Raw genomic sequence first — 11259 nt, forward strand, 5'->3', positions numbered from 1 at the left:
TTTTGTAATGAAAAGGATTATGACGATTTTTGGTACTAGGCCAGAAGCCATCAAAATGGCACCTCTTGTTTTGCAGCTTAAAAAAGATGAACAACTCGAACCGATAGTCGTTGTCACAGCCCAACATCGTGAAATGTTAGACTCTGTGTTGGATACTTTTGGCATCGAACCGGATTACGATTTAAATGTCATGAAGCAAGGACAAACGTTATCAGAAGTGACGTCACGCGTACTTACAGGTTTAGAAAGTGTCATTAAGCAAGCCAAACCGGATATGATTTTGGTTCATGGAGATACAACAACAACGTTTGCGGGCAGTCTCGCTGCTTTTTATAACGAAATCAGTATTGGCCATGTTGAAGCGGGATTACGAACTTGGAATAAGTACTCTCCGTTTCCTGAAGAGATGAATCGTCAAATGACAGGTGTCATGGCAGATATTCATTTTGCACCTACTGAACAAGCAGCGCAAAATCTTTTGAATGAAAAGAAAGATCCCAATACAGTTGTTGTTACTGGGAATACGGCAATCGATGCTATGCATACAACAGTTGACGATCAATATCAATCTGAAATCATTCAACGGCACCAAGGTAAACGCATCATACTGCTAACAGCACATCGTCGAGAAAACATAGGGGCACCTATGGAAAATATCTTTAAGGCAGTTAGACGAATCGTGGAAGAAGTAGAAGATGCAGTTATCGTCTATCCAATGCATAAAAATCCAAGAGTTCGTGAAATCGCGTATCGTCATTTAAATGATCACGAACGTATTGAATTAATTGAGCCGCTTGAAGTGGTAGATTTTCATAATTTCGCGCATCAAGCACATTTTATTTTAACGGATTCCGGCGGTGTTCAAGAGGAAGCGCCGTCATTAGGAAAACCTGTACTCGTTTTAAGAGACACGACTGAACGACCTGAAGGGGTTGAAGCGGGGACACTTAAACTTGTAGGTACCGAAGAAAATGATGTGTATGAAGCAACAAAAGCATTATTAACAGATGAATCACTTTATCAAGAAATGAGTATCGCTCAAAATCCATATGGTGACGGTCAAGCCTCAAAACGTATTTGTGAGAACATTAAATATATGTATGGCTTAATCGAAGAAAAACCAGAAGGCTTTAAAGTGAAGTAATCAAATATGGGGGTCAAATGTGTCAAAATTGTGACAATTTAGAGTACAAAATCAAAGCCTTTTCACTGTGCAATTGACACGCTTTTCCCCCTATATTATCATGAAAGTTGTATGTGTGGAACGGTTTTCAAAATTGTGTCTTTAGGCAGAAATGAGGCTCAATATGAATCGTTTTTCTAAAATGTTTCAGCCGTTTTTAACATATTACTCTACGATTTTAGTAGGGCTTTTAATCCTATATGTTTTCAAGATCCAACCACCAATTGTACTTGGGCTCATCGTAGGAATAATTGCATCCATTGCGAATACATGTATTTTTGAATACTATTTAAAGCGATCAAAGAAAACCAATGTTGGTCACATTTCAACTGGAAGTGGTTGGCGATTTTTAATCGCAATTTTAGCATGTATTGGATGGGTATTCTTTCAAGCACAAATACATATTCTTGGCGTCTTGATAGGGTTGATGGTTTCATATGTGTTAATGGTTTTTCGTCCTTTTATTAAGAACGAAAAAGACGAATTATAATTTGAAAAGAGGTGAAATCAAGAATGGATCATAAACAACCCGTGGTGACATGGAATTTTCTTGGAGTGGACATTAATTTCAACTTATCTACAATTATGATGTTGATTATCACAGCAGTCATAGTGTTTATTATTGCAGTCTTATGTACACGCAATCTCCAGAAGAGACCTAAAGGTGCGCAAAACTTCATTGAATGGGTTTTTGATTTTGTTCGAGGAATTATCGAAAGTAATATGGCTTGGTCGAAAGGTGGACAATTTCACTTCTTAGCAGTCACTTTAATACTCTTTATTTTTGTGGCGAACATGCTAGGGCTTCCATTGCAATTTATAAATAACCATTATTTATGGTGGAAGTCACCTACAGCAGATCCGCATGTCACTTTAACACTCGCAACGATGATGGTTCTGTTAACGCATTACTATGGTGTTAAAATGCGTGGTACAAAAAACTATCTAAAAGGTTATGGTCAACCATACCTTGCATTGTTGCCAATCAATGTGTTCGAAGAGTTTGCATCAACACTAACACTCGGTCTTCGTTTATACGGTAACATATATGCGGGTGAAATATTATTAGGTTTGCTTGCAAAAGCGACAACAGGCGTTGCTTTTGGCTTCTTAATAGGTATTCCTGGTTTAATTGTTTGGCAAGGTTTCTCAATCTTTGTAGGCTCAATCCAAGCCTATATCTTTTTAATGTTAGCAATGGTTTATATGTCACACAAAGTGCTTGACGACCATTAAAATAAAATCAATTTAAATTTAAAAACACTTTTAGGAGGATTTATATAATGAATTTAATCGCAGCAGCAATCGCAATTGGTTTATCAGCATTAGGTGCAGGTATCGGTAACGGTTTAATCGTTTCTAGAACAGTCGAAGGTGTAGCACGTCAACCAGAAGCACGTACACAATTAATGTCAATCATGTTCATTGGTATTGGTTTAGTTGAGGCACTTCCTATCATCGGGGTTGTTATTACATTCATCGTTTTATTCATTTAATAACAGCGCAAATTAGACGCACGACATTCTCAAGACATGTGTGTTGCCCTACAATACATGCGTAACATGTGTCATAGGCGAGGTCTAGTATTGATTAGACTTTCGCCGTTCGTTTTTATTGTTTAATAGATGAAATGGTTGAAAGGAGTGTACATCATAGTGACTGCTAATTTATTTACCTTTGCAGCTGCAACTGGCGTAAATATTGGTGATATTATCGTTACAGTGTTAACGTTTATTATCTTGCTTGCGCTATTGAAAAAGTTTGCTTGGGGACCACTTAAAAAAGTCATGGACGATCGTGAGCGTTCGATTAATCAAGATATTGATGATGCAGAACGTGCAAAAATGAATGCTCAACGTTTAGAAGAAGAAAATAGACAAAAATTAAAAGAAACACAAGACGAAGTGCATAAAATTCTTGAAGATGCTAAAGTTCAAGCTCAACGTCAGCAAGAAGAGATTATTCACGAGGCGAACCAACGTGCTAACGGTATGATTGAAACAGCCCAAAGTGAAATTAAGAGTGAAAAAGAACGTGCATTGGCAGAAATTAACAATCAAGTTTCTGAACTTTCAGTACTGATTGCATCAAAAGTATTGCGTAAAGAAATCTCTGAACAAGATCAAAAAGCTTTAATAGAGAAGTATGTTAAAGAGGTAGGGGATAAGTAATGGCTGACGTTGCTCAAAAATATGCCCAAGCACTTTTTGATGTTGCGATCGATCAAAATGCGTTAACAGAAGTTTACGACGAATTTACGGAAATCAATACGGCGATTCAAAGTCAAATTGATTATTTAAAAGGTATCGACCATGAGCCAAAAATTACAATTGCAGATCGATATCAAATCGTAGAGAACGTGTTTAAAGGTGTACATCCATACTTATTGAATACATTAAAAATTATCGGATCACACCGGAATTTACATTTGCTTATTGCAATATTTAAAGCATTTGAAGCGCAGTATTATAACTTCCATGGTTTAGCAGATGCATACGTAGAATCAGCAACATCTTTAACAGATGATGAATTGATGCAAGTTAAAAATGCATTGTTAAATCGTACAGGACTTAAAGATTTAATCATTCATGCTGATATCAATGAATCCCTCATTGGTGGCGTGCGCGTTAAAATTGGGACTAAGGTCTACGATGGCAGTGTACAAAATGATTTAAATCAACTTATTAAAAAGTTTAACAGAGCACATTAATTAGATTAAATGGAGGAGTGACATAGATGGCCATAAAAGCTGAAGAAATTAGTGCATTACTTCGCTCACAAATTGAAAACTATGAGTCAGAAATGTCTGTAACAGATGTAGGTACAGTTATTCAAATTGGTGACGGTATTGCATTAGTTCACGGATTAAACGACGTTATGGCTGGTGAATTATTAGAATTCCATAACGGCGTACTTGGACTGGCACAAAACTTAGAAGAAACAAACGTGGGTGTCGTAATTTTAGGTCCTTATGATGAAATTAAAGAAGGCGACGAAGTAAAACGTACTGGACGTATTATGGAGGTTCCAGTAGGTGAAGAATTGATCGGTCGTGTCGTAAACTCATTAGGACAACCTATTGATGGACAAGGTCCAATTAATTCGACGAAAACACGCCCTATCGAGAAAAAAGCAACAGGTGTTATGGCACGTAAATCTGTTGACGAACCTTTACAAACAGGTATCAAAGCAATTGACGCGCTTGTTCCAATTGGTCGTGGTCAACGTGAATTGATTATTGGTGACCGTCAAACGGGTAAAACTACAGTTGCCATTGATACGATTTTGAACCAAAAAGATCAAGACATGATTTGTGTCTATGTTGCGATTGGTCAAAAAGAATCAACAGTACGTGCAGCCGTTGAAAAATTACGTCAAGCTGGAGCATTAGATTACACAATTGTTGTTTCTGCTTCTGCAGCTCAACCAGCTCCAATGTTATACATCGCACCATATGCAGGTGTATCTATGGCTGAAGAATTCATGTTTAACGGTAAACATGTCTTAATCGTTTATGATGATTTAACAAAACAAGCAGCTGCATACCGTGAGTTATCATTATTATTACGTCGTCCACCAGGTCGTGAAGCTTATCCAGGTGATGTGTTCTACTTACACAGTCGTTTATTAGAACGTGCGGCGAAGTTAAATGATGATTTAGGTGGCGGTTCAATCACTGCCTTACCATTCGTTGAAACACAAGCAGGTGACATTTCTGCTTATGTCCCAACAAACGTTATCTCGATTACAGATGGTCAAATCTTCTTACAATCAGACTTGTTCTTCTCAGGTATTCGACCAGCGATTAACGCAGGTCTTTCAGTATCACGTGTAGGGGGTTCTGCACAAATTAAAGCAATGAAAAAAGTTGCGGGTACATTACGTTTAGACTTAGCCTCTTATCGTGAATTAGAATCATTCGCTCAGTTTGGTTCTGACCTTGATGAAGCAACAGCCCGCAAATTAGAGCGTGGTAAACGTACAGTTGAAGTACTTAAACAAGATCAAAACAAGCCATTACCAGTTGAACATCAAGTGTTAATCATTTACGCATTAACACGTGGCTATTTAGACGATATTCCAGTGGTTGATATTACACGCTTTGAAAGTGAAATTATTGAATGGACAAAATCAAATGCCAACGATATCTTCACTGAAATTCGTGAAACTGGCGGATTGCCTGCAGATGATAAATTTGAAGCAGCAATTACGGAATTCAAAAAAGGATTCAAAGTTTCAGAAGAATAATCGATCATTAAAATAGATAAGGTGGTGAGATAGTGGCTTCATTAAAAGAAATTGATTCTCGTATAAAATCAACGAAAAAGACGAAGCAAATTACAAACGCGATGAACATGGTTTCAAGTTCGAAATTGCGTAAGGCTGAAAAAAACGCAAAGACATTTCGACCATATATGGAAAAAATGGAAGATGCGATTACAGCGATTGCGGGTGCGAATACGAATAACACCCATCCTATGCTTGTTGAACGCGAAGTGAAACGTGTCGGTTATATGGTGATTACAAGTGACCGAGGCCTTGCAGGTGCATACAGTGCCAACGTTTTAAAACATATGATTCGTGATATCGAAAAACGACATCAAAGTTCTGACGAATACAGTATTATTGTGCTAGGACAAATCGGTGCTTCATTTTTAAAAAATAGAGGATACGAGATTGAAAATACATTAACTGATATTCCAGATCAGCCTTCATTTAAAGCCATTCAAGCTATAGCTAAACGCGCTGTTGACTTATACTCAGAAGAACGTATTGATGAATTACATGTCTACTATAGCCATTACATGAGTGTCATTGAAAATAAACCAAGAAGTAAAAAATTATTACCATTATCTCCTGAGGATTCAAGCTTAGGGCACGGCGCGTTATCGTCATATGAATTCGAACCAGATAAAGAAGCAATATTAAAAGTCTTATTACCACAATATATTGAGAGCTTAATTTATGGTACGATTCTTGATGCTAAAGCGAGTGAACATGCATCTCGTATGAATGCGATGAAGAATGCTTCTGATAATGCAGGAGAAATGATTGATGATTTATCATTACAATTTAACCGTGCGCGACAAGCAGCCATTACACAACAAATCACTGAAATTGTTGGTGGTTCAGCAGCGTTAGAATAATTTGATTATAAGGAGGAAGAAACATGGGATTAGGCCGTGTAACTCAGGTCATGGGGCCAGTTATTGACGTGCGTTTTGAACATAATGAAATTCCAAATATTAACAACGCACTTATCATTGAAGTGGCAAGAGATGGTGAAACTGAGAGTTTAACTTTAGAGGTCGCACTTCATTTAGGTGACGATGTTGTACGTACAATCGCAATGGACTCTACAGATGGTGTTCAACGTGGTTCGGAAGTAAAAGATACTGGCGCACCAATTAGTGTACCAGTAGGAGATGCTACACTTGGACGTGTCTTCAATGTTTTAGGTGAACATATTGACTTAGAAAATGAAATTGACGCTTCAGTACGTCGTGATCCGATTCACCGTTCAGCACCTCAATTTGATGAACTTTCTACAGAAGTAGAAATTTTAGAAACTGGAATTAAAGTTGTAGACTTATTAGCACCTTACATTAAAGGTGGTAAGATTGGATTATTTGGTGGTGCCGGTGTAGGTAAAACTGTATTAATTCAAGAATTAATTAACAATATCGCGCAAGAGCACGGTGGTATTTCAGTATTCGCTGGTGTAGGTGAACGTACACGTGAAGGTAATGACTTATACTATGAAATGAAAGATAGTGGTGTTATTGCTAAAACAGCGATGGTATTCGGACAAATGAACGAGCCACCTGGTGCACGTATGCGTGTTGCGTTATCCGGTTTAACTATGGCTGAATATTTCCGTGATGAACAAGGACAAGACGTATTATTGTTTATCGACAATATTTTCCGTTTCACACAAGCAGGTTCAGAAGTATCAGCATTATTAGGCCGTATGCCTTCAGCAGTAGGTTACCAACCAACGTTAGCGACTGAAATGGGTCAATTACAAGAGCGTATTACATCTACAAACAAAGGGTCTGTTACATCAATTCAAGCGGTATTCGTACCAGCCGATGACTATACTGACCCAGCGCCAGCAACAGCTTTCGCGCACTTAGATGCAACAACAAACTTGGAACGTAAACTTAGTGAAATGGGTATCTACCCAGCTGTGGACCCATTAGCTTCAACGTCACGTGCACTTGAACCTACTGTAGTTGGACAAGAACACTATGATGTTGCACGACAAGTTCAATCTACTTTACAAAAATACCGTGAATTACAAGATATCATTGCTATTTTAGGTATGGATGAATTGTCAGATGAAGATAAGAAAACTGTTGAACGTGCGCGTCGTATCCAATTCTTCTTATCACAAAACTTCCATGTTGCTGAACAATTTACAGGTCAAAAAGGATCTTACGTCCCTGTTAAACAAACTGTACAAGACTTCAAAGCAATTTTAGATGGTAAGTATGACCATATCCCTGAAGATGCATTCCGCTTAGTGGGTGGCATTGATGACGTGATTGCGAAAACAAAAGATATGGGTGTAGAAGTTTAATACAAATTAGGAGGCTTGGATAATGAATACATTAACCTTAGATATCGTCACTCCTAATGGTTCTGTTTATAAAGAAGAGAACGTAGAAATCGTTGTCTTACAAACAACAGCAGGCGAGATGGGTGTGATGTACGGTCACATTCCGACGGTTACACCATTAAGAATCGGTCATATCAAAGTGACTAAAGATGGCAAAGCAGATTATATCGCTGTAACAGAAGGGTTTGCTGAGATTAGACATGAAAAAGTAAATATTTTAGCACAAGCTGCTGAATCAGCAGAAGATATTGACTTAGAGCGTGCAAAATCAGCAAAACAACGTGCAACTTTTTATCTTGAAGGAGATCAATCAGATACGGATTTAAAACGTGCAGAACGTGCATTGCAACGTGCTGATAACCGTATCGAAGTTGCTAAATACAAGTAGTTGGCTTTGACGAGCTAACAATCAAAAGCTCGATGTGTATCTATCCACACATCGAGCTTTTTATAATGGTATCAATGCTGCAATCTAGCAATCATAAGTCTCTAAAACTATTATTGCCCATTATATTTCATTTCAATGCTATTATAGAAAAATTGTGTTTATAAAAGGCGCTAATAGTATGAATTGTACTATAAATCATGTAGAATTAATGAAGAGAATGAAATTGTGAAGGAGCAAAATAACAATATGGATTATATGGGTCAATTTGCTATCGCACATATTATAACGCACGTGTTCTGTATTTGTATTGCTTATTGGGGCTTAAATGCAATTAGGCTAGATCAGTTTTTTAAAAAAGGATTTCCTATGCAAGTACAAGTCATTATGATTTTTGCAGCAATTTTATTAGGCACAAGCGTGAGTAATTTTATTATTGATTTACTACATTTTTCTACGCAAATCAGATATTTATTTTAAAAATTCAACTCATGATGTTTAAAATAAAATAAATAAGTTAAATAGCTAATAACCGGTGTATTTGCTCAAGTAGTGACCAATTAAAAAAATAGAACAGAGTTGTAAACTAGTGGAGGATTAATGAAGATGGATAGAATTATTGTTAAAGGCGGTCAAACGCTTAAAGGTGAAGTAACGGTAGAGGGGGCAAAAAATGCAGTCCTACCGATTATTACAGCTTCATTATTAGCAAGTAAAGGGAAAAGTGAATTACTTAACGTACCTGCTTTAAGTGATGTCGAAACAATTAACAACGTGCTTAGCGTTTTAAATGCTAAAGTGAAATATCATGAAAAAAAGCAATCGGTAACAGTCGATGCTTCTAAAGATTTAAATGAAGAAGCCCCTTATGAATATGTGAGTAAAATGAGAGCTAGCATCCTTGTTATGGGACCTTTATTAGCTAGATTAGGACGTGCAAAAGTAGCATTACCTGGAGGGTGTGCAATCGGTTCCCGTCCGATAGAGCAGCACTTAAAAGGTCTTGAAGCATTAGGTGCCAAAATATATCAAGAAGCAGGTTATATCTATGCTGAAGCACCTCAAGGTTTAGTTGGAAATGAGATCCATTTTGATTTTCCAAGTGTAGGCGCAACACAAAATGTGATTATGGCAGCAACCTTGGCAAAAGGACGTACCGTCATTGAAAATGTTGCAAGAGAACCTGAAATTGTCGACCTCGCAAATTACATTAATGAAATGGGTGGCGACGTTAAAGGTGCAGGCACAGATACCATCATTATTAAGGGTGTTGAATCATTGAAAGGGGTCCAACACGTAATTATTCCTGACCGTATCGAAGCAGGAACACTGATGATTGCTGCTGCCATTACGAGAGGCGACGTATTGGTTAAAGGTGCAATTAAAGAGCACATGACAAGTTTAGTCTATAAATTGGAAGAAATGGGTGTAAACCTCGAATATCAAGAGGATGGTATACGTGTAACTGCTCCGGAACAACTACAGCCAGTAGATGTTAAAACGCTTCCTCACCCAGGTTTCCCGACAGATATGCAGTCACAAATGATGGCACTGCTTTTAACAGCTGAAGGCCATAAAGTCATCACGGAAACGGTGTTTGAAAACCGATTTATGCATGTAGGTGAATTCAAACGTATGAATGCTAAAATATCAGTTGAAGGCCGTAGCGCAAAAATAGAAGGCAAAAGTGAGTTGCAAGGTGCGCAAGTCAAAGCAACCGATTTACGTGCAGCAGCAGCTTTAATTTTAGCTGGCCTTGTGGCAGATGGAGAAACAACAGTAACTGAACTGAAACACCTTGATCGTGGTTATGTGAATTTTCATGGAAAGCTTAAATCATTAGGTGCTCAAATTGAAAGAGTTAATGACTAAGCGAAATAACTGGTTACAAGTCCTGACGCATTCACTCAGTGCAAAATTGATTCTTTTTGTAATCGTCGCAGTAATTTTGTTTTTTGTCGGAATCATGACAGGCTTTATTATTAACCATGACAACGTCATTAAAATGTTTGATTTGAGTTTTTGGCATCATATATTTGAAACAATTGGAGGAGAAGATTAATGGAAACCATCTTTGATTATAATGAAATAAAAAATATTATACCGCACCGTCAACCTTTTTTGTTGATAGATAAAGTTGTTGAATATGAGCCGGGTCAACGTTGCGTGGGTATTAAACAAGTTTCAGGTAATGAGCCGTTTTTCCAAGGCCATTTTCCAGAATATGCAGTTATGCCAGGCGTCTTGATTACAGAAGCTTTAGCACAAACAGGTGCTGTCGCTATGCTGAATAGTGAGGAGAATAAAGGGAAGTTAGCCTTATTTGCTGGTATAGATAAATGTCGTTTTAAAAAGCAAGTGGTTCCAGGAGATACACTACGTTTAGAAGTAGAAATCACAAAAATTAAAGGGCCGATAGGAAAAGGGACTGCTAAAGCAACAGTTGATGGTCAAATTGCATGTAGTTGTGAATTAACTTTCGCATTGCAAGATCCTAATGCCTAATTAAAAATTAAGGTTCTTTGTCAACGTCGGTTGGCGAGACGATAACGCATTAAGCAACGTTATTTTGTTGTTTAATGCGTTTTTTATATTCACTTACAAATACCTTGGAAATGATTAAGATTCGATTCCTAAAATTCCAGAAATTTCTATAACCATAAGAAACCCGTTTAATCAGTTTTATTTTATTATTAATGCCCTCAATTGGCCCATTCGTTAAATGTGGATAACGCATCGTATTTGAGATATAGGGCAAATATTTGATGAATGTTTGAATGACGCGCTTGAGTCCTTGTGAAATATCTTTTGTTTTTGAATCCTGTAAGATGAAGCGTAATTGCTGGATATCGTTTACTTTCAGAGCACTTAAAAGACGATGCCCCGTTTCATATGTCTCTTTGAGCCTCTCATCAAGCTCCAATAAATACTGAACTAAACTGTATTGACTCTGCCAAGACTTAAAAAGTCCGTATGACTGATATATCATTCGATCTAAATCTAAGGGCGCTTTTAATAGTAACTTCCAATAACGCTTTAATTTATTATATTGAGGTCTATCTTTTGCCC

Annotated in this window: 15 protein-coding genes; 14 read left to right on the forward strand and 1 reads right to left on the reverse strand. The window is 37.4% G+C overall.

Annotated elements, in window-relative coordinates; genetic code table 11:
• The first annotated feature begins 7 nt into the window (after positions 1-7).
• From wecB to fabZ, 14 genes are all read left to right on the forward strand, one after another.
• Complete coding sequence (gene wecB, locus HMPREF1208_RS10975) at positions 8-1144, forward strand: non-hydrolyzing UDP-N-acetylglucosamine 2-epimerase (protein ID WP_016426448.1); 1137 nt, start codon at positions 8-10, stop codon at positions 1142-1144.
• Between the two features lie 163 nt (positions 1145-1307).
• Positions 1308-1673, forward strand: coding sequence for an ATP synthase subunit I (locus HMPREF1208_RS10980; protein WP_016426449.1), 366 nt, complete (start codon positions 1308-1310; stop codon positions 1671-1673).
• 23 nt (positions 1674-1696) lie between these two features.
• On the forward strand, positions 1697-2419 hold the full coding sequence (gene atpB / locus HMPREF1208_RS10985; RefSeq protein WP_016426450.1) for a F0F1 ATP synthase subunit A: 723 nt from the start codon (positions 1697-1699) through the stop codon (positions 2417-2419).
• Between the two features lie 47 nt (positions 2420-2466).
• On the forward strand, positions 2467-2679 hold the full coding sequence (gene atpE, locus HMPREF1208_RS10990; protein ID WP_014613343.1) for a F0F1 ATP synthase subunit C: 213 nt from the start codon (positions 2467-2469) through the stop codon (positions 2677-2679).
• A 153-nt stretch (positions 2680-2832) separates the two neighbouring features.
• Positions 2833-3354, forward strand: coding sequence for a F0F1 ATP synthase subunit B (locus tag HMPREF1208_RS10995; RefSeq protein WP_126496025.1), 522 nt, complete (start codon positions 2833-2835; stop codon positions 3352-3354).
• Positions 3354-3893: a F0F1 ATP synthase subunit delta gene (locus tag HMPREF1208_RS11000; RefSeq protein WP_016426452.1), complete on the forward strand. Its 540-nt coding sequence runs from the start codon at positions 3354-3356 to the stop codon at positions 3891-3893. Before HMPREF1208_RS10995 ends, HMPREF1208_RS11000 begins: the two co-directional genes overlap by 1 nt.
• A gap of 26 nt (positions 3894-3919) precedes the next feature.
• Complete coding sequence (atpA, locus tag HMPREF1208_RS11005) at positions 3920-5431, forward strand: F0F1 ATP synthase subunit alpha (protein ID WP_016426453.1); 1512 nt, start codon at positions 3920-3922, stop codon at positions 5429-5431.
• A 32-nt stretch (positions 5432-5463) separates the two neighbouring features.
• Positions 5464-6330 carry an ATP synthase F1 subunit gamma gene (gene atpG / locus HMPREF1208_RS11010; RefSeq protein WP_016426454.1) on the forward strand — a complete coding sequence of 289 codons (867 nt, stop codon included), beginning with the start codon at positions 5464-5466 and terminating at the stop codon, positions 6328-6330.
• A gap of 23 nt (positions 6331-6353) precedes the next feature.
• Positions 6354-7766 (forward strand): F0F1 ATP synthase subunit beta, encoded by a 1413-nt coding sequence (gene atpD / locus HMPREF1208_RS11015; RefSeq protein ID WP_016426455.1) that lies wholly within the window; start codon positions 6354-6356, stop codon positions 7764-7766.
• Positions 7767-7788: 22 nt separating this feature from the next.
• Entirely contained in the window at positions 7789-8193 is a 405-nt protein-coding gene (locus HMPREF1208_RS11020; RefSeq protein ID WP_016426456.1) for a F0F1 ATP synthase subunit epsilon, read from the forward strand.
• Between the two features lie 246 nt (positions 8194-8439).
• Positions 8440-8670, forward strand: a complete 231-nt coding sequence (locus tag HMPREF1208_RS11025) for a DUF1146 family protein (protein ID WP_016426457.1) — start codon at positions 8440-8442, stop codon at positions 8668-8670.
• Positions 8671-8796: 126 nt separating this feature from the next.
• Positions 8797-10062, forward strand: a complete 1266-nt coding sequence (gene murA / locus HMPREF1208_RS11030) for a UDP-N-acetylglucosamine 1-carboxyvinyltransferase (protein ID WP_016426458.1) — start codon at positions 8797-8799, stop codon at positions 10060-10062.
• A complete protein-coding gene (locus HMPREF1208_RS11035; protein WP_394372129.1) occupies positions 10034-10252 on the forward strand; it encodes a hypothetical protein in 219 nt (72 codons plus the stop codon). Before murA ends, HMPREF1208_RS11035 begins: the two co-directional genes overlap by 29 nt.
• Positions 10252-10695: a 3-hydroxyacyl-ACP dehydratase FabZ gene (fabZ, locus tag HMPREF1208_RS11040; protein ID WP_016426460.1), complete on the forward strand. Its 444-nt coding sequence runs from the start codon at positions 10252-10254 to the stop codon at positions 10693-10695. The genes HMPREF1208_RS11035 and fabZ overlap by 1 nt, the downstream gene beginning before the upstream one ends.
• A gap of 49 nt (positions 10696-10744) precedes the next feature.
• Here the strand turns inward: fabZ and HMPREF1208_RS12475 are convergent.
• Positions 10745-11259 (reverse strand): ISL3 family transposase (locus tag HMPREF1208_RS12475; RefSeq protein ID WP_016425448.1); only part of this gene is annotated, 515 nt, incomplete at its 5' end.

It is taken from the genome of Staphylococcus sp. HGB0015 (assembly GCF_000411275.1).
Lineage (GTDB): Bacteria > Bacillota > Bacilli > Staphylococcales > Staphylococcaceae > Staphylococcus > Staphylococcus schleiferi.

Bases quoted from the DNA above. Each gene is read 5' to 3' on its own strand.
- HMPREF1208_RS10980 (WP_016426449.1), top strand. From the start codon at position 1,308: ATGAATCGTTTTTCTAAAATGTTTCAGCCGTTTTTAACATATTACTCT.
- HMPREF1208_RS11000 (WP_016426452.1), top strand. From the start codon at position 3,354: ATGGCTGACGTTGCTCAAAAATATGCCCAAGCACTTTTTGATGTTGCG.
- murA (WP_016426458.1), top strand. From the start codon at position 8,797: ATGGATAGAATTATTGTTAAAGGCGGTCAAACGCTTAAAGGTGAAGTA.
- atpD (WP_016426455.1), top strand. From the start codon at position 6,354: ATGGGATTAGGCCGTGTAACTCAGGTCATGGGGCCAGTTATTGACGTG.
- atpE (WP_014613343.1), top strand. From the start codon at position 2,467: ATGAATTTAATCGCAGCAGCAATCGCAATTGGTTTATCAGCATTAGGT.
- fabZ (WP_016426460.1), top strand. From the start codon at position 10,252: ATGGAAACCATCTTTGATTATAATGAAATAAAAAATATTATACCGCAC.
- HMPREF1208_RS11020 (WP_016426456.1), top strand. From the start codon at position 7,789: ATGAATACATTAACCTTAGATATCGTCACTCCTAATGGTTCTGTTTAT.
- atpA (WP_016426453.1), top strand. From the start codon at position 3,920: ATGGCCATAAAAGCTGAAGAAATTAGTGCATTACTTCGCTCACAAATT.
- atpB (WP_016426450.1), top strand. From the start codon at position 1,697: ATGGATCATAAACAACCCGTGGTGACATGGAATTTTCTTGGAGTGGAC.
- wecB (WP_016426448.1), top strand. From the start codon at position 8: ATGAAAAGGATTATGACGATTTTTGGTACTAGGCCAGAAGCCATCAAA.
- HMPREF1208_RS11025 (WP_016426457.1), top strand. From the start codon at position 8,440: ATGGATTATATGGGTCAATTTGCTATCGCACATATTATAACGCACGTG.